The organism is Paenibacillus beijingensis (genome assembly GCF_000961095.1).
In the GTDB taxonomy this organism is placed as follows: domain Bacteria; phylum Bacillota; class Bacilli; order Paenibacillales; family Paenibacillaceae; genus Paenibacillus_O; species Paenibacillus_O beijingensis.
The window spans coordinates 4855903-4881063 of record NZ_CP011058.1 but is presented as its reverse complement, the minus strand read 5'-3'; the positions used below and the strand labels follow the sequence as shown (position 1 = coordinate 4881063).

General features: G+C 50.3%; 25 protein-coding genes. 3 read left to right on the top strand and 22 right to left on the bottom strand.

Features of this window, described 5'->3' with window-relative positions; all coding sequences use genetic code 11:
- Positions 1 to 50: 50 nt before the first annotated feature.
- Positions 51 to 614, top strand: a complete 564-nt coding sequence (locus tag VN24_RS22095) for an acyltransferase (RefSeq protein ID WP_052703083.1) — start codon at positions 51 to 53, stop codon at positions 612 to 614.
- Between the two features lie 25 nt (positions 615 to 639).
- Here VN24_RS22095 and VN24_RS22090 read toward each other — a convergent pair whose 3' ends face one another.
- The 18 genes from VN24_RS22090 to VN24_RS22005 form a co-directional block, all read right to left on the bottom strand.
- Complete coding sequence (locus VN24_RS22090; RefSeq protein WP_045672191.1) at positions 640 to 1581, bottom strand: C40 family peptidase; 942 nt, start codon at positions 1579 to 1581, stop codon at positions 640 to 642.
- Positions 1578 to 2681, bottom strand: coding sequence for a mandelate racemase/muconate lactonizing enzyme family protein (locus VN24_RS22085; RefSeq protein ID WP_045672190.1), 1104 nt, complete (start codon positions 2679 to 2681; stop codon positions 1578 to 1580). The genes VN24_RS22090 and VN24_RS22085 overlap by 4 nt, the downstream gene beginning before the upstream one ends.
- 13 nt (positions 2682 to 2694) lie before the next feature.
- Complete coding sequence (locus VN24_RS22080) at positions 2695 to 3624, bottom strand: S66 peptidase family protein (RefSeq protein WP_045672189.1); 930 nt, start codon at positions 3622 to 3624, stop codon at positions 2695 to 2697.
- A gap of 97 nt (positions 3625 to 3721) precedes the next feature.
- A complete protein-coding gene (locus tag VN24_RS22075) occupies positions 3722 to 5335 on the bottom strand; it encodes a peptide ABC transporter substrate-binding protein (RefSeq protein ID WP_045672188.1) in 1614 nt (537 codons plus the stop codon).
- Positions 5336 to 5359: 24 nt separating this feature from the next.
- Entirely contained in the window at positions 5360 to 6424 is a 1065-nt protein-coding gene (locus VN24_RS22070) for an ABC transporter ATP-binding protein (protein ID WP_045672187.1), read from the bottom strand.
- 4 nt (positions 6425 to 6428) lie between these two features.
- Positions 6429 to 7346, bottom strand: coding sequence for an ABC transporter permease (locus VN24_RS22065; protein WP_045672186.1), 918 nt, complete (start codon positions 7344 to 7346; stop codon positions 6429 to 6431).
- A gap of 2 nt (positions 7347 to 7348) precedes the next feature.
- Positions 7349 to 8281, bottom strand: a complete 933-nt coding sequence (locus tag VN24_RS22060) for an ABC transporter permease (RefSeq protein WP_045672185.1) — start codon at positions 8279 to 8281, stop codon at positions 7349 to 7351.
- Positions 8282 to 8293: 12 nt separating this feature from the next.
- Positions 8294 to 9118 (bottom strand): M55 family metallopeptidase, encoded by an 825-nt coding sequence (locus VN24_RS22055; protein ID WP_045672184.1) that lies wholly within the window; start codon positions 9116 to 9118, stop codon positions 8294 to 8296.
- A gap of 137 nt (positions 9119 to 9255) precedes the next feature.
- Positions 9256 to 9609 (bottom strand): DUF3870 domain-containing protein, encoded by a 354-nt coding sequence (locus VN24_RS22050; protein WP_045673574.1) that lies wholly within the window; start codon positions 9607 to 9609, stop codon positions 9256 to 9258.
- Between the two features lie 156 nt (positions 9610 to 9765).
- Complete coding sequence (locus VN24_RS22045) at positions 9766 to 11442, bottom strand: thiamine pyrophosphate-binding protein (protein WP_045672183.1); 1677 nt, start codon at positions 11440 to 11442, stop codon at positions 9766 to 9768.
- Positions 11442 to 13244: a sensor histidine kinase gene (locus tag VN24_RS22040; protein WP_158453700.1), complete on the bottom strand. Its 1803-nt coding sequence runs from the start codon at positions 13242 to 13244 to the stop codon at positions 11442 to 11444. Before VN24_RS22040 ends, VN24_RS22045 begins: the two co-directional genes overlap by 1 nt.
- 26 nt (positions 13245 to 13270) lie before the next feature.
- Positions 13271 to 14161 (bottom strand): diguanylate cyclase, encoded by an 891-nt coding sequence (locus VN24_RS22035; RefSeq protein ID WP_045672181.1) that lies wholly within the window; start codon positions 14159 to 14161, stop codon positions 13271 to 13273.
- A 19-nt stretch (positions 14162 to 14180) separates the two neighbouring features.
- Complete coding sequence (locus VN24_RS26560; protein WP_158453699.1) at positions 14181 to 15149, bottom strand: HD-GYP domain-containing protein; 969 nt, start codon at positions 15147 to 15149, stop codon at positions 14181 to 14183.
- 492 nt (positions 15150 to 15641) lie between these two features.
- Entirely contained in the window at positions 15642 to 15902 is a 261-nt protein-coding gene (locus tag VN24_RS22025) for a YkgJ family cysteine cluster protein (RefSeq protein ID WP_045672180.1), read from the bottom strand.
- Positions 15903 to 16349 carry a hypothetical protein gene (locus tag VN24_RS22020; RefSeq protein ID WP_045672179.1) on the bottom strand — a complete coding sequence of 149 codons (447 nt, stop codon included), beginning with the start codon at positions 16347 to 16349 and terminating at the stop codon, positions 15903 to 15905.
- A 161-nt stretch (positions 16350 to 16510) separates the two neighbouring features.
- On the bottom strand, positions 16511 to 17518 hold the full coding sequence (locus tag VN24_RS22015; protein WP_045672178.1) for a Gfo/Idh/MocA family protein: 1008 nt from the start codon (positions 17516 to 17518) through the stop codon (positions 16511 to 16513).
- 317 nt (positions 17519 to 17835) lie between these two features.
- Positions 17836 to 18777, bottom strand: a complete 942-nt coding sequence (locus VN24_RS22010; RefSeq protein WP_045672177.1) for an NAD-dependent epimerase/dehydratase family protein — start codon at positions 18775 to 18777, stop codon at positions 17836 to 17838.
- Positions 18774 to 20057, bottom strand: coding sequence for a UDP-glucose dehydrogenase family protein (locus VN24_RS22005; RefSeq protein WP_045672176.1), 1284 nt, complete (start codon positions 20055 to 20057; stop codon positions 18774 to 18776). The genes VN24_RS22010 and VN24_RS22005 overlap by 4 nt, the downstream gene beginning before the upstream one ends.
- A 213-nt stretch (positions 20058 to 20270) precedes the next feature.
- Here VN24_RS22005 and VN24_RS22000 point away from each other — a divergent pair, with 213 nt between their 5' ends.
- A complete protein-coding gene (locus VN24_RS22000; RefSeq protein ID WP_045672175.1) occupies positions 20271 to 21089 on the top strand; it encodes a UTP--glucose-1-phosphate uridylyltransferase in 819 nt (272 codons plus the stop codon).
- Between the two features lie 39 nt (positions 21090 to 21128).
- Here VN24_RS22000 and VN24_RS21995 read toward each other — a convergent pair whose 3' ends face one another.
- The 3 genes from VN24_RS21995 to VN24_RS21985 all read right to left on the bottom strand — a co-directional run bounded on the left by VN24_RS21995 (position 21129) and on the right by VN24_RS21985 (position 23080).
- Positions 21129 to 21923, bottom strand: coding sequence for an arylamine N-acetyltransferase family protein (locus VN24_RS21995; RefSeq protein ID WP_045672174.1), 795 nt, complete (start codon positions 21921 to 21923; stop codon positions 21129 to 21131).
- A gap of 111 nt (positions 21924 to 22034) precedes the next feature.
- On the bottom strand, positions 22035 to 22712 hold the full coding sequence (locus tag VN24_RS21990; protein ID WP_045672173.1) for an LrgB family protein: 678 nt from the start codon (positions 22710 to 22712) through the stop codon (positions 22035 to 22037).
- Positions 22709 to 23080: a CidA/LrgA family holin-like protein gene (locus VN24_RS21985; protein WP_045673572.1), complete on the bottom strand. Its 372-nt coding sequence runs from the start codon at positions 23078 to 23080 to the stop codon at positions 22709 to 22711. Before VN24_RS21985 ends, VN24_RS21990 begins: the two co-directional genes overlap by 4 nt.
- Before the next feature lie 110 nt (positions 23081 to 23190).
- On the opposite strand from VN24_RS21985, the gene VN24_RS21980 reads away from it, so the two are divergent.
- Positions 23191 to 24099: a LysR family transcriptional regulator gene (locus VN24_RS21980; RefSeq protein WP_045672172.1), complete on the top strand. Its 909-nt coding sequence runs from the start codon at positions 23191 to 23193 to the stop codon at positions 24097 to 24099.
- Between the two features lie 107 nt (positions 24100 to 24206).
- Here VN24_RS21980 and VN24_RS21975 read toward each other — a convergent pair whose 3' ends face one another.
- Positions 24207 to 25106 (bottom strand): cation diffusion facilitator family transporter, encoded by a 900-nt coding sequence (locus VN24_RS21975; RefSeq protein ID WP_045672171.1) that lies wholly within the window; start codon positions 25104 to 25106, stop codon positions 24207 to 24209.
- Between the last annotated feature and the right edge of the window lie 55 nt (positions 25107 to 25161).

Genomic DNA, 25161 nt, shown 5'->3' with positions numbered 1-25161 from the left:
CATCGCTTCTGCAGCAAAGGAACATCAACAATATCGAGGAGGCTTGCCGGATGAGCGCAAAAAAGAAACTTTTACACTTAACATCGAAAATAAAAGGGTTGTCGACATTCGGCAAACGCGGATATTCGCTGAAGGATGCCCCTTCGGTCCGAGGAAAAGTGTACGTGAACGATTATGGAGAGCTTGTCATCGGCAGGCAATTTTCGATGATCGGAAGGCCATGGGCAAGTCAGCTTACAGTCGATAAAGGAGCGAAGCTGCTGTTTGGCCACAACGTGTTCATTAATGCGGGCTGCGGCATCGCGGCTACGACAGAAATCCGGATCGGCAACGATGTGAGGATCGGCCCGCGAACGAGTATTATGGACAGCGACTATCATCGACTGGATGCAGATGTAATGTACCATGATCTCAAGAAGCCCGTCATCATCGGCGATAACGTATGGATTGGGACGAGATGCACCATTTTGGCGGGCGTGACGATCGGGAAAAATTCGGTTGTAGCCGCAGGCAGCATTGTTATAAAAGACGTCCCGGAAAACGTCGTTGTGGCCGGAGCTCCCGCAAAAGTGATCCGGGAACTGAATACACCCGACGGGTGGGTGCGAGGTTGAACCAATAGACAAAAAGCCTGATTGCTCAAGCTTTTTGTGGAGTCCAATATCTTCGTGAAACGCAATGCTCGCGCTCCAGCTTATAACCGTTTAATTCGACGATTTCGACGCAGCCCTTTGAATCGGGAGAATGCAGCATCCGGTTGTCGCCCGCATAAATTCCGACGTGATGCACGCGGCCTTTTCCTTCTTCGTAGGCGAAAAAGAGCAGATCTCCCGGTTCAAGGCGGCTTCGTTCAACGAGATTTCCCTGCTCAGCTTGATCGGAAGCGTCACGGGGGATGACAATTCCTTGCGATTTCAGCATGTTGTATGCAAAACCCGAGCAGTCATAACCGAATGATGACATCCCTCCCCATAGGTATGGAAGACCGAGAAAACGAAGTCCTTGCCGCACGATCTGTATCCCCGGATGACCCTGAGGCGGATCAATTGAGGCACGCTCTTTGTCGTGGATCCGGACATGTTCTTTATTCAAAAATGCCGCACCGTGCGGAGTATGGACGATAACCTTATCCCCCGATATTTTCAGGACGGGAAGCCGGGTCAGGAAACTGAGCTCGAATCCCCGATTCGGTGATTTTTGAAACGACAGCGGCGCCCGATTTGAGACGACCACCGCCCATGTCTCAGTGGCCGGCCCATCATTCCTTTCCATAAGCTGCCGCTTTGGCACCCAGCCGGGATAACCTGACGATTGTTTGCGGGTTGCTTGCTCCGGCACAAATACCTTTACCCAGCCGTCTCGTTCGCCTGCTGCCAGCACATCGGTTCCATAAAGAATTTGCGTCTGGACCCGATTTCCGTTATACAAATCCAGTTTATCATCGATGGTCATGGCGCTCAGCCATTCGGCGATCTGTGCAGGCTGTCCAAGAGCGGGTTCATCCAACCGGCGCGGGGAATCCGGTTCCGTCCACACCGTGGCGACCGAGACTGCAACCGTCATTTGTCGGAGTCTGTTCATGATAACGCCCCCACTCCGCCTTCACAGTGCACGTCTTGAATGCCAAGACCTGCTTCCTGCGGAAATGTCATGATCCGACCGTCGTATTTCACGCCGCCGACGACGATATCGTGGAGCATCATTAACGGGGCGTCAAAATCAAATCGCGTAATGTTTTTTTTGCTTGCGGCAAAGTGAGCGGCAGCCGTTACGGCAACACGGGATTCGATCATGCTCCCGACCATGCACTCGACACCGTACTCTTCCGCCATCTGATTAATGAGCTGCGCTTTGTAAATGCCGCCTGACTTCATCAGCTTAATATTGATCAAATCGGCCGCTCGCAGCTGCAGCAATTGCAGCGCATGTCTTGGAGAAAATACGCTTTCGTCCGCCATGATAAGCGTTTCGACCGCATCCGTAACGGCCTTCAATCCTTCCAGATCCTCCGCTTTGACCGGCTGTTCCACCAGCTCGATATTGAGTCCCATATCCTCCATGCGCCGGATCGATTTTACGGCTTCCTTAACCTGCCAGCCCTGGTTGGCATCCAGCCTGATTTTCACCTCGTCTCCGACGCGGCGGCGAATCTCTTGAATCCGCCGGATATCTTCGTCGATCGGATCCTTTCCGACTTTGATCTTCAGTACATTGAATCCCGCTTCCACAAACCGGACGGCATCTTCCCCCATCTCTTTCGGAGAATTGATGCTGACGGTAAAGTCCGTTTCAATCTGATCGCGGTAGCCGCCTAAGAATTGATACAGCGGCATCCCGCTGTACTGCGCCACCAAATCGTAAACGGCCATATCGACCGCCGCTTTTGCGCTGCTGCTGCCGAACATCGCGAGATGAACGGACTGAATGATCTGTTCGTAAGCGAGCAGGTTTTGGCCGATTAACAGCGGCGTAAAGATATTGACGATAGCGGACTGAATGCTGTCCAGACTGTCTCCCGTTATAACGACGGTAGCGGGCGCTTCGCCAAATCCAACCCTGCCGTCATCCGTTGTTATCCGTACTATGATCGACTCGGTTTGATGAACGGTCCGCAGCGCCGTTTTGAAAGCCTTCGTCAGCGGAGTCGATTGTCGCATCGCTTCGATATGTTGAATTCTCATTCATGATGCCTCCTTAATCTGCTACTGCAAGTTCAAGACACTCCAGCTTCTTTTCATTCGTGTTCATGTCGGCCATGACGCCGATCGGTATGGTTATATTGGGCGAACCGTGGCCGATTTTGAATCCTGCGAGCGCCGGCTTGCCGGCTGCAGCGATATGATGCTCCAGCACCTGTGTGAGCGTCAAGGAAGCTTCTCGCTTCTTCGGCTCGCAGTTATGAAAGTCGCAGACGAGAATGCCCGCCGCATCGGACAGTTTTCCGGCCTGACGCAGCTGGTTTAACATCCGGTCCACGCGGTACGGTTCTTCATCGATGTCTTCAATAAACAGAAGTGCGTCCTTTGTGTCGAGTTCATACGGCGTTCCGAGCGTGCTTACGAGCAGTGAAAGATTTCCGCCGACGATCGGGCCGCGGGCTTCCCCTTCAACAAGCGTATGCAGCGGCGAGATCTTTTCTGTATAAACCATCCTATCCGGCCGAATAAGCTGGTCGAAGCTTTTAAGCGTAAGCGGATGGATATCTTTGTCCGTAAGGCAAATGATCATCGGGCCGTGAAACGTAACGAGTCCGGTCCGGCTCCGGATTGCGGTATGCAGAAATGTAATGTCGCTGTAGCCCCAAAATATTTTCGGATTGGCCCGAATGCAGTCATAATCGAGCAGATCCGCGATCCGTCCGGTTCCGTAGCCGCCGCGAGCGCAAATAATCGCTTTGATGTCGGGGTCGGCAAACATGGCATTTAACTCCTGCGCCCGCTCCTCGTCTGTTCCGGCCAAATAACCGTACCGCCTGGAAAGCGTTTCGCCAAATTTGACCGATAAGCCCAACTGTTCCAAATAGGCCGCCGCAGCCTCCGTTTTTTCCCGGTCGCCCCAGCTGGCTGGAGCCGTTATGCCGATCGTATCGCCCGGAACTAACGCATGCGGTTTGACGCTATCCATACTAATACCGGTTGGCAACGAGCCCCCTCCTTTGTAAAGGAAAAAAGGGGAGGAGCATTCTCAGAGTCGAATGCATGCCCCCCTTTGAACAACATGATTATTTCAAGTCAGCCCATTTGAAGTCAATGTATCCATACGGATGACGGACGACCCCTTCCAATTTGTCGCTTTGCAAATAAGCGGAGTTATAGAAATAGAGAGGCATAATCGGCGCTTCATCCAGTAATATTTTTTCGGCATCGTGCAACAATTGGAAACGTTTCGTTTCATCCGGTTCCGAATAAGCGTCGTTAATCAGCTTGTCGTACTCTTTATTGCTCCAGCCTGTCCGGTTGTTCGGGCTGCCGCTTTCGAAGATGTCAAGGAAGTTGATCGGGTCGGCAAAATCCGGCAGCCATGAGGAACGGGAGAATTGCAGTTGCAGCTTCTTCTGCTCGGCGGTCAGCACCTTCCCTTCGATACCGGACAATTTCACGTCAACCCCGAGGTTGTCCTTAAACATCGCTTGCAGAGTCTCGGCAATTTTTTGGTGCAGGTCGTTCGTGTTATACGTTAATGTGACTTGCGGAAGCGTCGAATAACCGGCTTCGGCCATTCCCTTCTCCAGCAAGCTCTTCGCCCCGGCTGCATCAAACGTCACGAGCTCGCCCCCTGCGCTTCGGAAATCGTCGCCTGCAGCATCTTTCAAGCCGTACGAAACAAATCCGTCGGCAATTTTTTGTTTCTGTTTGACAACGAGATCGACCAGTTTCTGTCTGTCTACGGCCATCGAAAATGCTTTGCGGATGTTGGCATTGTCAAACGGAGGCATCGTCGTGTTAAAGCGGTAGAAATACGTTCCTGCCGAGTCCTCTACCGTAACTTTGCCGTCCGCAAACAGCTGTTCGCTCATCTCAGGAGGAATGACGCCTTGAATGTGCAGCTCTCCGCTTTGGAACAGCTGGTATTCCGTATTGCTGTCGTTGATCATTTTGAACGTAACGCCGTCAAGCTTCACATTCGCTGCATCCCAATACTGATCGTTCTTGACCATCTTCACATCGGAGTCGTGGTTCCACTCGGTAATTTTGAAAGGGCCGTTGCTTAGAAACGTGGATGCTTCGCTGGCCCATTTGTCGTTTTTCTCAACGGTCGCTTTCGGTACCGGGAAAAATGGCGGGTTGGCAATCATGCTGAGCAGCCACGGAGCCGGCTTCGCCAAGGTGACTTCGAACGTTTTGTCGTCGACGGCTTTCACTTTTACGCCATCCGCATTGCCTTTGTCGGAGTTAAATGCTTCGGAACCTTCGATGACGTATGCGAGCGAAGCGGCAGGCGATGCCGTTTTCGGATCGAGCATCCGTTTCCATGCGAACTCGAAATCGGATGCCGTTACAGGGTCGCCGTTCGACCATTTAATGCCGTCCCGCAGCGTAAACGTATAGGTTTTTCCGTCATCGGACACTTTCCATTCTTTCGCCATTGCGGGTTCCGGCGACTGATCTTTGCCAAGGCGCGTCAAGCCTTCCATCGCGTTGTTTAGAATGTCATAGGAGACCATGTCAAACCCGATCGGCGGATCGAGGGAAGTAGGCTCCCGCGTGTTGTTGTAGAGCAGAATTTTGGACCCTTCTTCCTTCTTGGCGCCGTCCGTTCCGGAACTGCTGCACCCGGCGAGCGCCATTACGGTCAACACGATACAGACCAGTAGCAAAGCCGACCATCTTTTCATAAAACCCTCTCCCTCTTCTATCGATTATTTGTCTATTGAAACAGCCGTCTCGCTGATCGTCTTGATGAGCGGCGGAATCACCTGCTTGGCGCGCGGGTCTTGAAGCCAGCAATCCACTTCGTGACCTCCCGGCAATTGCGTCGTTTCCGGTTGCGCAACGCCGCATACTTCCATCGCATTCGGGCATCTTGCCGCAAAAGCGCACCCCTGGGGCGGCGCGAACAGATCCGGCGGCGTACCCGGTATCGCCTGCAGCGGGATGCTGCGGTCCCGGTCAAGACGCGGCATCGCGGCCAGTAGAGCTCTCGTATAGGAATGCTGCGGGTTGCGGAATATGTCCCTCACGGGTCCGGATTCCACAATTTTGCCGGCATACATGACGTTGACCCGGTCCGCAATGCTGGCGACAACTCCAAGATCATGGGTGATCATAATGATGGAGACGCCGGTTTTTTGCTGCAGCAATTTGAACAGATCGAGAATTTGCGCCTGTATCGTGACGTCGAGCGCGGTCGTCGGTTCGTCGGCAATGATTACGGACGGATTGCCGATTGCCGCAATCGCAATCATGATCCGCTGCCTCATTCCGCCGCTGAATTGATGCAGATGCTGCTTCAGCCGGGTCTCGGGGTCGCGAATGCCGACGAGCTGAAGCATGTCGACCGCCCGCTTGCGGGCATCCGCCCGTGTAATGTTTTCATGACGGACGATACCTTCTATCAGTTGTTCGCCGATCGTGACCGTCGGGTTAAGCGCCGTCATCGCATCCTGAAAAATAATCGAAATTTCAGACCCTCTCAGCTTCCGCATCTCTTTTTCCGATAAAGCCGTCAGCTCCTTTTCTTTATAGCGGATGCTCCCCTTCTTGATCTTCGCGATGGACGGGGGCAGCAGCCGCATCACACTGCGCGCGGTAACGCTTTTGCCGCTGCCGGATTCGCCTACGATCGCAATCGTTTCGCCCCGCCGCAGCGTAAAGCCGGCGCCGCGCACCGCCTGGACTTCGCCGGCGTAAGCGGCAAATGAAACATGCAGGTCGCTAACGTCCAGCAGAATGTCCGATGATTGCCGCTCATTAGGAACCGTCATCGCTTTACCTCCTCTGTTTCGGATTAAACGCATTCAGCAGACCGTCGCCGAGCAGGTTAAACGCCAGCATCGTGAGCGAAATAAACAGGGCCGGAAAAAACAGCCGCCACCACTTGCCGGAAAGGATCGTCGGCAGCGCATCGTTCGCCATCGTTCCCCAGCTCGCCAGCGGCGGCTGAATGCCGAGACCGAGAAAACTGAGAAACGCTTCCGCGAATATCGCCGACGGAACGGAGAACGTAACCTGTACAATAATGACGCCGATTGCGTTTGGCAGCATATGCTTGCGGATAATATACCAGGAGCTTGCACCAAGCGTTCGCGCGGCCATGACGTACTCGGATGATTTGAGCTGAAGCACCTGACCGCGGACGAGGCGGGCCATGCCGATCCAGCCGGTCGCGATCAAAGCGACGATGATGGTAAATAGTCCGGGGCCCATGACAACCATCAGCAGGATGACGACGAGCAAATACGGAATGCCGTACAAAATATCGACAAACCGCATCATGATGTTGTCGATCCGGCCACCGAAATATCCGGCAATGCCTCCGTACATGACGCCGATCAAAAAATCGATGAGCGCGGCGACGACCCCAACGGTGAGCGAGATGCGCGAGCCGAACAGGATCCGGGCAAACACGTCGCGGCCGAGCTCATCGGTGCCGAACCAGTGGTTGGCCGACGGCGCTTGGTTACCGTTCAGCAGCTCCTGCTTAGCGAAACTTTGGGTGGTAAGCAATGGCCCGAATATCGCAAGAAGCGCAAGCGCGATAATAATAACAAGCCCCGCCATCGCCAGTTTGTTTCTGAACAGATGAATTCGCGCCTGCTGCCATAATGACAAACGCGGACGGACAATCTGTTCCGAATGTCCCGGACTTTTCGCCATGGGAACAAACAAATGATCGGGAACAGACATGATCACGCCTCCTTCCTGTGCAGCTTGATGCGCGGATCAATCAGGCCGTAGACGATATCGACTAGGAACATCATGAAGACGAGCAGTGCGCTGTAAAATACGGTCGTTCCCATAATGACCGCATAATCGCGGTTGTTGATGCCGTCCACAAAATATTTTCCCATCCCGGGAATCGCGAAAATCTTCTCAATGACAAAGCTGCCTGTCAGCACATTGGCGAGCAAGGCGCCGAGCAGCGTGACGACCGGCAGCACCGCGTTGCGCAGCGCATGCTTGAACACGATCGTTGCCGGCGACAAGCCCTTCGCCCTCGCCGTTTCGATATAATCCTGCGTCAGAACCTCGATCAGGTTGGCGCGCGTCAAGCGGGCGATCGTAGCGATCGGTCCGGTAGACAAAGCGACCGCCGGCAAAATAACATGCTTCCATGTTCCCCAGGTGGCGACCGGCAGCAGCTTCCATTCGACCGCGACGTATTTGATCAACAGAGGCGCGATCACAAAGCTTGGGACGGCAATTCCGATCACCGCCAGCACCATGGCGACATAATCGATCAAGCCGTTTTGGCGCAGCGCCGCCACCGTTCCGAGCGCAATTCCCGTTATGATGGCGATCAGGACCGAAACGATTCCGAGCTGAAACGATACCGGGAAACCGCGTTCGATCATGCTGCCCACGCTGTCAGGGTAGTGGGCGATCGAAGGACCGAGATCGAACGTCAACAGCGATTTTAAGTAAAGCAAATACTGCACGTACAGCGGTTGGTCCAAATGATAAAAAGCCATCATGTTCTGGATTACAGCCTGACTGGCTTCCTTGCCGTCGCGATCGAACGGGGAGCCCGGTACGGCGTGCATCAGGACGAAGGTGATCGTTACGATGAGCCACAATGTCACAAGCATGGAGAAAAATCGTTTCAATATGTACTGTGCCATCCCATCACCCTTTTAACAAAATGAAGTTCTCATCGCCAGCTCTGTCATGACCAGCATCGCTTGATACGCTTCAACAATGTTTTTGGCTTGGAATGAAACAATTGGGGCGCCTTGTTCAATCTCCGTGCCCGGCATCAAATGCGCCCATTCGGCTTGTCCATAGTTGGCAAATTCAATCGTAAGCACCGGATTATCCGGGGGTGTAAGAGGCTTGACCTTCAGGCGGGAAGCAAGTGCCTCTTTCGCTTTCTCCCGCAGCAGCTGTCCACTTTTCTCCGGTGTCAGGCAGAGCGCCGAAGTGCGGGAGATCGCTTTTTTGACGATGGCTGTCGTTACGCCCGGGATCAATTCCTCGGCTTCCGCAGCAGTCTCGTCGTCCCCCGCTACTAACAGAACGGGCACGCCGTAATATCCGGCCACGAATGCATTGAACCCGAGCTCGCCGACGGCCGTATCGTTGATATACATATTGCGCACCCCGAAGATCATCGTATGGCTGAGCACGCCCTTTCTGGCCGCCCGTGAATGGTAGCCGAGGAAAGCCGCTCCGGCAAAGCTTGAATCGAGTCCCTGCACCATCGACAAAGGTTTCACGTCACCCGAAATCAGCTGCGTTTCCGGATGCAGCTCCTCGATGATGAGATTGTTCATTTTGGAATGGCTGTCGTTTACGACCACCTCTTTGCACCCTTCCCAAAACGCCGTCTCAATGACATGGTTGGCCTCGGCCGTCATAATTCGCTGACCGCGGGTATAATTGTATTTGTTGGAGTCGACAAAAGTAGAATCGATCAGTCCGGTAATCCCTTCCATGTCAACGGAAATGTAAAGCTTCATGACAAATCCTCCATTCGTCTGATTGGTAACGCAAAAAACCCAGCAAACGATACTTTGCAGCCGCAGGCGGCCGCCATAGTAATCATTTGCTGGGTTTTATTTACGCGTATGTTTCCATACTGATAAACAAAGCAGCTTTATCCTGTCCGCGGAGTGTCGGTTTCGCAATCTTCGCGGGTGTTCAGGACTTGTTTATATTTTTTTAACGCGTCTTTAAAAGCGACGATAAGCGCCTTCTGAGACGAACCGTGATACCTTCGTCTAATTTCCCCGGCTACCTGTTCGAATGACAGGATGCTTTGTCCGGTAAAAATAGAGCGAACAAACTCGGATGTCAGCGGTATTGTCGACGCGCAGCCCGCGTCCACAATCTTATGATTCGTTGTATCCACGACGAGACCGATAAAAAATGCGCTGTATTGCTGCGTGATCGGATTGTTGACGGAAGTCTGCGCATCGCCGATGACGTAAATCGTGTCTTTGTCGTAAATCAAAGCTTGTCTCACCTCTTGCTGCATCCTTCATATCGACATGCCGGGATGGGAGAAGGGATACTTCTGACGACCAACCGTCTTGAGGATGCAGTTTATGTAACTTATTCTAACAATAAAGTTACATATTTGTAAACTATAAACTCTAAAACGTTTTTAATACGTCGCGCCTTGCAAAAATTTGACCCTTTCCCCCATCGGCGGCACTTCATTGCCGTCGACAATGATCTCGACGACGACAGGCTCCCCATAAGAGAACCATTCGTTCATTTGCTCCGGCTGCAGTTGATCGACCGACTTGACCTCAACGTGGCGGATTCCAAGAGCGCCGGCCATGCCGGCAATGCTTACCCGCTTCTGTTCGAAGTCGGAGAGACACCTTTTATACTGCAGCATATGTCCATGATAAACCATGCCGAGACGGGCGTTGTTAATGACGGCAAATACGATTGGCAATCCGTATTCCTTCGCCGACAGCACTTCCATTCCATGCATGAAGAAGCATCCGTCGCCGGTGATGCACAACAGCGGTCTGGACGGCTCCGCCAACTTGGCACCGATCGCCCCTCCGATTCCGGACCCCATGCCGCCGAAATTAATATCGATATCAAATTTTTGGTCTTTTTTGATCACGAGATTTTGAATGGAATAGGTCATAAATTCGCCGATATCGATATAAAATCGTGTGTTGTCCGGCGCGCTTGCGCTTAATTGCCGAATCGCCGCGAGGGTATTCCACTCTACAGCGCTTGGTTCCTTCGTTGCCGCAACTTCTGTGTGGCCGAGTGCCGCATCGTTCGGTAACGAAATCCCCTCCGTAACCTTGCCGTTGCTGCTTGCGTCCGAAAGCTGCGCCAGCAACTGGCTCAGGACAAGTTCAATGTCTCCATGAACAGGGAATTCGGTTGGATAGCACTTGCCAAGCTCCCGCTGATCGTAATCGATATGGATCAGCTGTTTACCTGCCACGAGTCTTGAATCCCAGTTGCTTGTCGCCAATTCACCAAGAGTCGAGCCGACAACCATAAGCACATCGTGCTGGTCGCCGTGTAAATACGAGATCGCTTTTTCATTGGCCGACAGTCCGTATACGCCTAACGAAAGCGGATGATCTTCCGGAAAAGCCCCTTTTCCGCGCGGCGTTGTCGCAACCATCCAACCGGTTTGCTCCGCAAAGCGCAAAATGGTCTCGGGTGAAGATTTCGCGCCGTGTCCGAGCAGTAGAGCACCTCTTTGGCCCGCAGTTATAATCCGCTCGCCAGCTGCCTGCACCTGCTCTGCGTTCGGTTCAATCGGCTGGATTTCGGGTAAAACAGGAATTTCGGGATCTCCGATATCGGTCATTTGAATATCGATCGGAATCGTCAAGTGAACCGGACCGGGAACGCCGCTGATCGCCGTGGCAAATGCTTCGGCAAAAACGGCCGGGAGCTCGGATGCGTGCTGAACCGTTTTGCTCAGCTTTGTGATCGGAGCGAAGATCGCATCGGCTTGAAGCTCTTGCGCTCCGCCTCTTCCAACTTTCGTGGACGGTACCGAGCCGGTAATAAATAGAACGGGAAGCTTTTCTTTCCAGGCATTGGCGCACGGAGTGACCAGATTGGTTGCGCCGGGTCCGCTGGAGGCGACACAAACGGACGGAATACCGGTTATTCTTGTATAAGCCGTTGCCGCATAGCCGGAGCTATTTTCGTGTTTCGCCACGATCGGCTGCAGCTGGGGCATATCATTTAAACAATCGTAAAGAGCATTGATGGATCCGGCTGGAATGCCGAATATATAACTTACCCCCTCTTGGACTAAAAAACGCAAGCCGGCTTCAATCGCTCTCATTACACACTTCCTCCTTTAGGTAAAGTGAATTTGAATGTCGAACCTTGCCCTTCGCCGCTCTCGAACCAGATGCGGCCTCCATGCATTTCGATGAGCTGCTTGGAAATGGCCAGCCCAAGCCCAGTCCCGTTGATTTGGTTGTTAACCTGATAAAATTTCGTGAAAATATGTTTTTGTTTTTCCACCGGAATTCCGATTCCGTTGTCGCACACTTCTATGGTCAATTCCTTGTCGGTAGAATGAGCTTTAATGATGATATTCCCTTTTTGAGGCGTGAACTTAATGGAATTGGACAGCAAATTGAGCAATATTTGCAAAATCCGTTCCCGGTCGACTTTCAGCACCGTTTCCGAAGACGGATCCACTTCAACCGTTAATTCCAGCTTCTTTTTATTGATTAGAGAATGAACGATATGCTCCGCTTCCGTAATAAGATCTTTGAAATCGACTTCGGTGTAACTCAATTCAAATTTCCCGGTTTCCATCTTGGCGAAATCAAGCAGTTCATTCACCTGATTCAGCAGCCGTTCAATAGACTTTACCGCCGTATCCAGCAGGTCCTTCTGCGGCTGGTTCAGTTCGCCGATCACTTCTTTGCGTAAAATATCGACCGAACCTTTCACCGCAGTAATCGGGGTACGAAGTTCATGGGAAAGAGTCGCGATGAAATCGTTCTTAAGCTCGTTTAAATATTCAAGCTCTTTCACCAAGCCTTCCAGCTTGAAATTGGCCTGCTGCAGTTCCATGGAACGCTCGTTGACTGAATGATCTAAATTTTCGGTATGCATGGCATTCGAGAGTGCGGTCGCCGTTACGTCGGCAAAAGATTTACAAAATTCGATTTTGCCCTCTTCATATACCGCCCGCTTATGCATGGAGGGGATGACGATGATGCCAAAAACGCTGCTTTTAGCTACCAAAGGAATAACCATCATGCTTTGGATATCAAACTTGGCAAGAGCGGCATGATTCGGACGGGGATCGGCATAAACGTCCGGAACGGCAACCGCCTTTTTCTCCGTGATCACTTCGTAAAGGAGTCTGTCATCGTCGATCTTTAATTTAATCTCATCGCGATGCTTTTGTTTCCAATCTTCCTCCCTTAAATTGATGGAGGATAGATGAAACGGTTCAAGAGTGCGTTCATTTTCATTGTATAAATGAATGCCAATATCTTCTGCTCCGCTCGCCCTCTGCAAAAAATGAAAGGACGTTTCCAAAACATCGCGCACCGACAACGTTTTGGACATGGCATTCGTCGCGTCCAGCAGCAGCTGCTGCTTCTCCAGAAGCTGCTGCGAATGCTCGAACATTTGAATATTGCGGATCGCGACGCTTGCCATATTAACGAATGCTTCCGTCACTTCGATTTGCTCTAGCGTCAAATTCATCGGTTTGCCGAAATCATGAACGAACACAAGACCGAAAATTTGATCGTTCACGATAACCGGTATACCAAGGATCGATTTAATTTTGAGTAAATTTTTCTTCTCCGCATCAAGCCGTGTGTCGACATTCGTGTCTGCAATATAATCGCTGGCTCTTCTCTGTAAAATGTCGCGGACGAAAGGATCCTTCGAGGGATCAATGAGCAGCTCCGTAATATCAACCGGCAGCTTGTTGCCCTTATAGCCTTTGAACGTTCCATCCGGCTGTTCCAGAAAAAAACCGACCAAATCGGCCTGCGTAATTTCGCTTGCAATCGCATCGACAAAAACCTGCAAAATTTCGGATAGCTCAAATTGTGAGTTGATCACTTTCGTCATTTGAAACAACTTCTTGAAACTTTTCAACTCCATCATCGTCCTCATCACCCATTCGTCATAATTTAGTAAACCGTTACCCGATTTCGGCCGTTGTTTTTGGCCCCAAGCAGCGCACAATCTGCCTGCGATATCATCTGTAGTAAAGTCTGGCGGTTCACATTATGGGTCACGCCGATACTTACGGAAACGTGTAATTGTTTGCCGGGCTCGCTGCCAACCTTTATCTCATCGACCGCTTTAATAATGGAATGGGCTACTTCAACGGAAGTTTGTTCATCGTGCAGCAATACTAAAAATTCGTCTCCTCCATACCGGAAAGCCATATCCTGATTGACCGATATTTGAGAAAAAATGATGTTGGCTATATCTTTCAGCACCTGATCTCCGATGATATGGCCGAACGTGTCGTTAATCGCTTTAAAATGATCCATATCAATCATCATCGCGGATTTAAAGGTTTTGTCGCCTTCGTTAATTTTTTGAATCATAACATCCAAGTAGGTACGGTTATATAAGCCTGTTAAGGCATCTACATAAGCCAATTCCGCAAGAAGCTTATTATCCTGCTGCAAGTTCGCCAGCTTCTTCTGTTGATTCAGCGCAATCGACACTTTCATTTCAAGCAAATCAAGGTCATAAGGCTTGGTGAGATAATCGAAAGCTCCCAGCTGCAGGCCCTTCATAATATCTTTCTTTTGCACGTTAGCGGACAGAAAAATGATAGGAATATCGAAATCAGCCATGCTTATCAATTGCTTGCAGATATCAAACCCCGACATGTCCGGCATCATCACATCCAATAAGATGAGATCCGGTGTGATTACCTTGACAGCTGCCAGCGCTTCCGTTCCCGATTCGGCAACAAAGATCTCATACTGCAATGAAGCCAAAAAAATTCGAAGAATGTGTATGTTGTCTGGTTCGTCGTCAACGATGAGAATTCTCTTACCCAATTCTGTTTTCAACCCTCTTTCAGTCATCTCGATTGAACCTGTCCATAATCATATATTCATCGATGGTATCGAGAAAGATCCGAACCAGATGTTCATCAAATTGCTTGTTTGCGTTGATGAGAAGTTGTTTGCGAACCTCATGGACGGACAATGAATCACGGTATACCCGTGTCGATGTCATCGCATCAAACGCGTCGGCCAAACTAACGATGCGGACCAGCAGCGGAATGGAATCTCCGCTAAGCCCGTCGGGATAACCGAGACCGTCAATTCGTTCATGATGCCATCTTACGATGGGAAGAATCGACTTTACATCCGGCAAATCCTTCAACAGTTCATATCCGACGATCGGATGCTGCCGAATAACATCAAACTCTTCATCCGTCAATCGGTCCGGCTTGAGCAGAATCGAATCGGGAATCGCAATTTTGCCGATATCGTGCAGCAATGCAGCCAGTTTTAACTGTTCCAGCTCGGTTTCGCTGACGCCGGCTTTCGATCCGAGCAAAGCCGAGTAAAAAGCGACATTGTAACAATGACTGACGGTGAAGCTGTCTTTCATTCGAAGCGTATTAAATAACGTTTCATAGGACTGCTGCTTCAATACTTGTTTTCGAAAATGAATCTTTTCGATTAATTGCTCCATATGGATTTTAATGATCCGGCATATCCGCAGCTGATCTTCTGTCAGTCTCCTTTCTGAACGGAAACAGAAAATGAGCGCGCCGTAGGCGGAATTTCGATTGATATGGAAAGGATAAATCGAATGGAACGCTGTCAAGGACAGGACGGATCTCACAGGTTCGACGGTCTTTCCGACATCAAAGCATATTCCTTCCGGCACGTTCGAAAAAAAATCCGTTTTGCTTGCAATTTGCTTGAACCGGGAGACATCCGTTTCGTGGATATTAAACGAATAAGAAGCCGGCTTGTGCGATTGGGTGTCATTCATTAGCAGCAGGCAAATATGCTCGCATCCGATCGACATTTTCAAAAATCTACCTAATAGTTCGATTGAATCATAAATCGAGTCGGAACTAATGACACTTTTAAAAAACATCGAGTTTTGCATTGATGCGTCCCTCTTATTCTTTATAAATCAAGCTATTATGTATATTCTATATTCAATAGTTCTACGTCTATCATATAATTCCTCCAAATCCGAAAAATTTGTAATGATTAATCAACTTTTGTCATATTTGCTCTGCTGCTATTGCAAAAAAATCCGTTTTTAATGCTTCATGTCCTTATGTCACTTTTGAACCGGGACATTCGTCCTCGTTCATCATTTATTTTACAGAATAAACCAGCATAATAAAAGACAATTCTCACCTAATTGATATGTAAAAATAGGGTTAATTTCTAAAAAGAATTGAGAATACGCTTTCAGCCGTCGTTAAAAAAAGATCATGTTTCCAGTTTCAGAAACATGATCTTTGTTGCACATTCATAGGCATAATGTTTTTGTTGAATCTGTCATTTATTTGTTCGGATTTGTCATTCGCTCCATCTCCGTCAAAATCTTCAACGCTTGTTCGTTCGTTTGGCCGCACATTTCTTCTGAAGCTGAAAGAGCGCTGCAGACAGCCGGCCTTTCCGGCCTTCCGAACAGCTTGCAGCTGTTATGTTCGGTCAGCTGAATACAGCGGACTCCGGCGGGCTTGCCCTCCGGCATTCCCGGAATGGGAGATGAAATCGAAATGGCGATGCAGCAAGCTGCGCAACCGATTCTGCAATCCATCTAATTGCCCCCTCTCTTTAAGATGTCATACATTTCATCTGTTCGAACAGCCCGGTTAGCGGGTGCAAGTCCGCTGCCGCCGAACGCCATTAATAAATCGTATGTCATCGTCGCTTTGCCGCTCTTGATTCGAATCCAGTCGATGTCCCCATACGGGTAACGTTCCAAAGCTTTAATATCCTTATAGGGGATAGAGAATGCCAGTTTTTCATCCAAATTATAGCAGCACATTAAAGTCCCTTCTGCTAGAACTTCAGCTTTATACTTGAGCTCCCGTTCGTTCAAGGTCAGATCTCCTCTCGAATAATATGGAAGCGGCTTGTAGCGGAGGAAAGTCCGGATCTTCGGTACGGACGCTCGCCGGACATCAATCCGGTTGACAATCAGATTATTCCAACGCTTCAGATGATGAATCGAACTGATCCACACGGGAACGTAGCGGAACATGACGGCCTCCTTACCCGGTCAAGATTCGGCATCAGCAATTAAATAGACGCTTCTATTTTGTCATATGAACGGGCTTGTTCCAATATGTCTTTGGAATTCCATTCATTCCGCAGCAAAAAAAGCTTCCCGGCATACGCCGGGAAGCTGCTGCGCTTAAATATTCAATTCGCAGCAGTTTCCTCCGCTTTAGTATCGGCCGGATAGACAAGTCCGAATTGCTTGCGTGCCTCGACCATCATTTCCATCGACCCAAGCGAATTCGGATGCGAGTTGACAGGCGATTGCAGCTTGCCGCTACGGATCAGTTCCATGAAGCCTTCAATCTCGTAAAACATCGCCGGCTTGTCCGCCGGTTCCGAAATATCTTCGACGCGTCCGTCCCGGTAACGGATTTCGATTGCAGTCGGATTGTTGATACGGTTTATGACAATGCTTCCTTCCTCTCCCTGAATTTCGGACGGAAGATGGGAATCGGTAATTTTTGAATAGATGATGAGGGCATCCATATCCGGGTAAGACGCCAATATGCTGCCCTGTCCGTCCACGCCGGATTCCAGCATAAGCCCGGTTGCTTGAACCCGGGACGGATTCCCGAACAAGTAGATCAGCGGGTACAGGCAGTAAATGCCGATATCCATCAATGCTCCGTTGGAGAAAACAGGATTGAACGCATTCAACACAGTTCCGGCTTTATAGGCATCATAGCGGGAGGAATATTGACAGTAGCTCGCGAAGTAACGACGCACGGTTCCGATCTTGGGCAAATGCTCACGCAGGTTGATAAGACCCGGGAGATACGTGTTTTTCATCGCTTCCATGAGCAGGACGCCGTTTGTTTGCGCGGCTTCAATCATCGACTGAAGTTCGGCCATGTTAGACGCGATCGGTTTTTCACATAATACGTGCAGGCCGTAATTCATGCAGATAACGGCTTGCTGTGCGTGAAAGGAATTCGGACTGGCGATATAGACGGCATCGATTTCGCCGCTGCCCGCCATCTCTTCGATACTTGAATACGTATGGGCGATATCGTGCTTGGCAGCAAACTCGGCGGCTCTCTCTGCCGTTCGGGAATAAACGGCCGTCACAGCGAAATCGGCAATGTGCTTACCGGCCGAAATAAATTCATCCGTAATGCGGTTCGTTCCGATAACACCAAATCGGATCAATACAATCCCTCTCTTTCTGTCGTAGCCAATTCGAATGACCAAAGAATCGGCACTCATCATGAATGCACGATAACAAATGGTTTTGCCGGCAGCGGCATGCTGCCGCTGCGCTTTCTGTTGTCTACGGTATCGCAAGTATGTCGCCGCTGTCAACTAAGCGGCGCCGCATCCGCTTCGAAGGCAGTGGATGCACTTCTTGCGGAAAATACGGCGATTGTTGTTTTGGCATAAAAAAATCCGCGCATTGCGCGGAAATAGAAAACTGTTATTTTAAAGCCCCGTTTCACGATCTGATCCCATGCGGTTCAGTACAAACCCTAGATAAACTCGGAAAAGTGCTGAAGCTGCCGTTGCAAACCTTCTGTTAATCCGACTTTCGGCGAATAGCCGAGCAGCCGCTGCGCTTTCGAGATGTCCGCCCACGTATGCATCGGCTCACCGTGCATTTCACCGGCTTTGACGATATCCGCTTTCAAGCCTGCAATAGTTTCCAACGTTTCAATGACTTTGGAAATAGATGCCCGTTCTTTGCCTCCGATATTGATCGTTTCACCGACGAGATCGCTGCGGCCGAGAACAGAAGCGGTTGCCGAGGCGCAATCGCTGACATACGTAAAGTCTCTTGTTTGCGAGCCGTCTCCGATCAAGGTGACGGGCTGCGAAGCCAGCAGCTGCTTAATAAAGCGATGAAAGGCCATATCCGACCGCTGACGCGGACCGTAGACGGTGAAGTAACGCAAAATGATCACAGGAACCTGATAATTTTTCCGATACACATGGCATAAATACTCGCCCGTCAGTTTGCTTACGCCGTAAGGTGAAAGCGGTGTTAAAGAAGCATCTTCCGACACTTTCCCCTTTTGTTCGCCGTAGACCGACGATGTGGAAGCATATACAAACGTTCGGATTTTCACCATACGGCACGCTTCAAGCAGCTGCTGGGTTGCCATAATATTGGACCCAACATAATGTTTAAAGTCGCTTCCCCAACTGGCCCGGACGCCAGGGATGCCGGCCAAATGATAAACCGCATCCACATGCTGCAATATAGACAACCAATCCGTACTCAGCATATTGGCTTTGATCAGCCGGAAACGAGGGTGACCGAGTAGAAGCGCAATATTTCGTGTACCGATCGTTTTCAGCTCTTCACGAACGAAGTCATCGAGTCCGATGACGGTGTTCCGGGGATCAATCAGCAAATGCTCGCACAAATGCGAGCCGATAAAGCCGCCTGCTCCTGTAACGAGAATGTTCATCCCCGACCAACTCCAACATACCGAAGTCCCGTCATTTCAATCGAGGATTTGTCGATCCCGTTGCGCCCGTCAAGCACGATATCCCCGGCCATCAAATCGCGAATCTTGTTCCAATCCAGTTGGGCGAATTCTCCCCAATTCGTGGCGATCACGACCGCATCGGCGCCATTAACGGCATCGTACGGCGTTTCGTACCAGTCAACCGACAGCAGTTTAGGCGATACGATCGGGTCATATGCATGCACATGGCAGCCTTTACGGACCAATTTGTCCATAAGCGCTATCGCTTGGGAATACCGGATATCGTCGGTGTTCTCTTTGAAAGTTGCTCCTAGAACGGCAATCGTCCGTTTATCGGAGGAATTGCCTAACGTTTGGAATAACTTATTCATATAAACGTCCACTTGTGACCGGTTGATCTGCTCCACAGCTTCCAACAGCTTGAGTTTGACCTTTTTCGTGTCTGCGGCATGGTTTAGGGCCCGTACATCTTTCGGCAGACAAGAACCACCGTAGCCAAGTCCCGCCTGCAAAAACCTTGATCCGATCCGGGTGTCCAGCCCGATGCCTGCGGCAACGTTCATTACGTCCGTACCGTAAGCTTCGCATATCCGGGAGATTTCGTTGATAAAGGAGATTTTTGTAGCCAGGAAGGCGTTGGAAGCATATTTGATCATCTCTGCTCCCGTGCGGTCCGTCAGCAGGAAGACGGTTTGAATGGATGCGTACAAGTTTTTCACCGTTAACGCGGCGGCTTCGCTCTTTGCCCCGATCACGATCCGATCCGGATGAATCGTATCGTGAATTGCCGTCCCTTCCCGCAAAAATTCTGGATTCATAACGATGTCGAACCGGCCTTCGGGCACACCTCTCTCGATCAGCACCCTCTCAAGCCAATCGGATGTTCCCGGCGGTACGGTGCTTTTCACGATAATCGTTTTGTGGCTTTCAATCGCTTGACAAAGTTCGTCGAGAACACCGTTCAAATAAACCATATCCGCCCTTCCGTCTTTCGCTGATGGCGTACCGACGGCGATGATAATGACGGGACATTGCTTCATCGCCCCGATAATATCCGTATCGAAAAAAAGCGAATTTCGTTCCGCGTTTCTTCGGATCATCTCATCCAGACCCGGTTCATAGATCGGCACAATCCCCCGGTTCAGCCGCTGCACCTTTCCATCATCCAAGTCCATACAATAGACCGTATGGCCAAGCTCGGATAATACGGCAGCAGTCGTAAGTCCCACATAACCCGCGCCCACTACACATAGTTTCATAGATCAATCACCCTCCATCGATTCTATTATCTAGTGTATGAACAAGAGAAGAGAAGGGTCAGTGCGACTATCCTAATCCAAATCCCTATAATAGAAAGGCGAATAAAAACGGGCTTTTTTCGTTCGAAAATATGAATAGAGTACAATCTTCGGGCGACATTCGTTTCATATACTACCAAATAAGAAATCAAATCTTTCGAAGAAGGTGGACCTTTGATTACGAAAGCGATTATTCCAGCCGCCGGATACGGAACACGCAATTTGCCCGTAACTAAAGCGGTTCCTAAAGAAATGTTCCCGATTAGCGGCCGTCCTGTAATCGATTATGTCGTACAAGAGGCGATCGGGGCAGGGATAAAAGAAATACTGATTATTTTATCCCGCAGCAAAACGAGCATTATGGATTATTTCGACCGCTCGATGGAACTGGAATCGTTTTTGACCAAGCACAATAAAACGTATTGGCTGCCAAAAATCGCTCCACCGCCCGTGCAAATCCATTATGTACGTCAATCAGAGGCGCTTGGGCTCGGCAGCGCGGTTCATCTTGCCAGCACATTTGCGGCCGGCGATGCTTTTGCCGTTCTGCTTCCGGATCAGGTAAGTTTAGAGCAGCCCTCGCCCCTGCTGCCGCTCATTTCGCTGTATGAGAAATGCCGAACTTCCGTTGTCGGATTGCAGGTCGTCCCTGAGGAGAGGCTTTCCCATTACGGTGTTGCGGATATCGGCGGTTACTCTTCTTCGCGTACGGTGCAAATAAACCGCATTGTCGAAAAACCGAAGACGAATCCGCCGTCCAATTTGGTCGTCATGGGCAGATATATTTTTACGCCGGCTATATTTGATTATTTGAACGAAATCAATCCCGGAGAAGGCCAGGAAATCCAGCTCACCGATGCGATGAATGCGTTGTGTGAAAATGAGCCGATCGGAGGATATCTGTATCACGAGAAGTGGTATGATACGAGTATTGAAAATGATTATTTAAGCATTCAACGCCGCGCATATCGATTAAAGAACAAGCAAAAATGACCCGGGTTCCGACTGAGCTTGGAACCGGATCGCTCAGACTCACGATCCGATACGCAGGCTGATGCCGAAATAGGATTGCAGGGCATTCTCATATTCATCTTCGGTTCGCGGAGTAAACGTATGTACGCCTTCGGGGCTGAAGGTGCGGAATTCGCGTCCGGCAATCGTTTTTCGTCCTTCAGGGGTAAGAAGCGATACCATGAGGTCTTTCATAAAAATAGAATCAGGAGCGTTCTCGCACCAGTATGTCGCCATCAGGAAGTCTTTGGCCAGCTGCGGTTCATCAGTAAAGGAATAGATCCGGCTCCAAACGCCGCGCTTCCACTCGCACAGCATCAGTCCGAACATCGGGTCGCGTTCGAGCCGGTACCGCTCGCTCCCCTGCTGCTGCTCCGTGTTTACGGTAATCAAGACCGGCCGCCGCGGAATTACGCCGCCCACGCCCACGTCGCACAAATAGTCGTGATCTCCGGCTTTCACCTTCAGCACATGATGGCGCCTCTTAGGCGGGGTATCGGGCTCATCACGCCAGAACCGGGCGAACAAATCGGTAACGGGAAACCCAAGCTCGCGCAGCAGCCAGCCGAACAAGGCGTTCAACTCGAAGCAGTAGCCGCCCCGGCGACGCATCACGATTTTGTCGAGAAGATGGTCAACCTCCAAAGAGAGCGGTATACGTCGCAAAATATCGAGATTTTCATATGGAACGGAATAAAGATGCCTTTCCTGAAGAAGGGCAAGGGTTTCAGCGCTGCCGTCCAAAGCGCCGTCGAATCCGATTCGTTCCAAATAGGCTTGTACTTGCGGACTCCATTCATTCCCTATACGTTTCATCGTCTGCTCTCCTTATCTTCTCCCTGACATGACTTAATGTATTCGGGATAGGACAAAAAAACACCTTCTTAAATCGGATGAATAACCGATTCAAGAAGGTGTTCCTTTTGCCTAGAAGTGCGTCATCACCCACGGCACGAACGCTAGCGAGACGAATGCCGTCAATATCATCGCGATGCTGGCTATGGCGCCCGATATCGCGCCAAATTCAAACGCTTTATGCGTGCCGGCCGCATGCGCGCTGCTTCCCATAAGAATGCCTTTGGCCACATCGCTGCGGATGCGGGCCGCACGGATCATCATCGGGCCGAGGATCGAGCCGAGAATGCCGGTCACAATAACAAAAACAGCCGTCAAGGTCGATATTCCGCCGATCATATTCGTAATCGCAATGGCGATTGGAGTCGTCGTAGAGCGAAGCAGCAGCGAATCGATCAGGCTGGTGTCCAAATTCAACAAGCGGCTGATGATTAATGCCGAGGCAACGCCGATTATCCATCCTCCAAGCACGCCTGCAACAATTTCCAGCGCATACTTTTTCAGCATGGCGGCATTTTTGTACATGGGCACAGCCAGTGCGATCGTCGCCGGGCCGATCATTTTTCCAAGCCAGCGACCGCCTGCGTCATAGCTGGAATAAGGGATATGTCCGAAGCCAAGTATGCAGATAACGACGGCCGGCGTAATAAGCAGCGGCGACAGAAGCACATTTGGTTTGTAACGGTACAATTTTTTCGAACCCCAATAAATGGCCACGGTGAGCAGTACAAACAGTATTCCGGTCATCATCCGTTTTTCCGCTCCCTCTGGTGTGAAATAAGCTGTGACAAAATGCCGGCGGCCAGCATGACGATAAGCGTCGTCGAAACGATAACGAGCAGTATGCTGAGACCATTCTGCAGCAGCAAATCTTGAAACTGGATCAGGCCCGTTGCCGGGGGTATGAAGAACAGCAGCATTTCGGCGAGCAGCCATGTGGCGCCCAAATCGATCCATTCCACTTTAATGATTTTAAATTGCAGCAAGAGGAACACGAGGACCAAGCCGAGAATACTGCCGGGGACTTTCAAATGAAGCAATTCCGATAGTCCGTTCATCAGCCAGAATACAACGATGAAAAAAATGACCTGTAAAACGCCTTTCAGAAATGTTTTCAGCATGAAACGTGACTCCTTTCTACATCTATTTTACACCTGTATGTTATCATAGGTAAAATGAATAATTAGAATCACGCACATTCCAGTTATCTATGGAAAGGAGATCTCTGATGGAAATCCGGCATCTCGAGTATGTATTGGAAGTGGTCAGGCATGAAAGTTTTACGAAAGCGGCTGAAGCGCTGCACATTACTCAGCCGACGATCAGCAAGATGATCAAAAATTTGGAGGACGAGCTGGGCACGACGTTATTTGTCCGTTCCGGAAAAAAAGTGAAGCTGACCGATGCCGGGCAGGCGATTGTATCGCAATCGCAGGATATTGTCCGGTTGTTCAAAAATTTGCAGTCGGAGCTTGAGGACGTTACAAACTTCCGCAAAGGATTGGTTCGCATCGGACTGCCGCCGATGATCAGTTCGGCCGTATTCCCGAGAGTGATGGGCCGCTTTATGGCCAGCTATCCGAATTTGACGATACGGCTTGTTGAAGAAGGTGCACTAAAAGTGGAAAGCGAGGTGGCGAGCGGCGAAGTTGATGTCGGAATCGTACTGCTGCCGACACGCGATGACCGCTTTAATTTCTTTCCCGTAATTAAAGAAAGCTTGCGTGTTGTCCTGCATCCTACCCATCCGCTGGCGGACAAAAGCAAGCTGACGCTTGCCGAGCTCGAGCATGAATCGTTCATTATGTACCGGGAAGATTTCGCGCTCCATGTTAAAATTTCCGAAGAATGCGCACGTCTCGGCTTTAAACCGAAGGTGCTGCTGGAAAGCGCCCAATGGGATTTTATCTATGAAATGACGGCGGCAAACGTGGGGATCTCGCTGCTTCCGGAATCCATTTGCAAATCGCTTAATCCGGCCCGCGTCTGTACGGTGCCGTTAACCGATCCCGTCATTCTGTGGCATATTGCGATGATTTGGCCGAAGGACGGTTATTTATCGTTTGCTGCGCGGGAATGGATCCGTTTTACGAAAGAATTTTATCGAACAGAAGAGGAGGATTCCCGGTTCCAATGAGAAACTCACTGCCAGGTTCATTCGAAGGATGAACGGGCGTGGAACAAATCCATCCGTCCGAAGCCGGCAGCGGCTCCGGATGAAGCAGGCTGCGATTGCAACTTAAGTCAGGTTGCTTCATCCGGATACCATGGATTTAAATGCACCAGCACTTCTTCCACGTTTCCGATTCGATCCATAACCTTCTGTTTGATCTGACGGGAAATATCGTGGCCCTGCTGGATGCTCAGCACCGCCGGGATGCCCACCCTTACATCCACCATAATATAAAAGCCGTGTTCGCGCGCGCGGATCCGGTCGATCCGCTTGACTTGCGGAACGGAAAGGACGAGATTCACAATCTCGTTCATTTGTTCATCATCGATATTTTTCTCCATCAGTACGTCGATCGAATTGCGGCCCATATGAACCGCCAGTTTGATGACAAAGTAAGCAACTAGAATGCCGGCAATCGGATCGCCGTACTTTAATAGATGGATATCGTAGCGGTCGCCGATCATCGCAAGTCCGATCCCGATGACTGCCGCCAGCGACGCATATACGTCGGCAAGATGATCGTATGCCGTTGCGATCAGGCCGCTGCTCCCCGTCCGTTTGCCGATACGCATCGTATACACATACAGCACCTGCTTCCAAATCAGGGAAACCGCGGCCGCAATCAGGACGGGAAGCGTTGCGTGATGCGGTTCTTCCATCAAAGCCATGACCGAATGATATCCCATATAAACGCCGGCCAGTACCAATACGATTGCGACTATTGCAGCCCCGATCACTTCCGCCTTGCCATGGCCGTATGGATGGTCTTCATCCGCCGGTCGTTTGGATATATTCATCGATATAAGTGCGGTTGCCGTTGCAAAAATATCTCCTGCGTTATGTACCCCGTCCGCAATCAGCACCTGGCTTCCGAGAAGCAGACCTACGCTCAGTTTCAGCACAGTCAGCACAATATTGCTGATCAGGCTGATCCAGATCGCCAATGCCGATTGTTTGTTTGATGCCCCCATGAAAGATTGCCTCCTACAGAAAAATTGGTCAAAGGAAACAAAAAAACCGTGACGG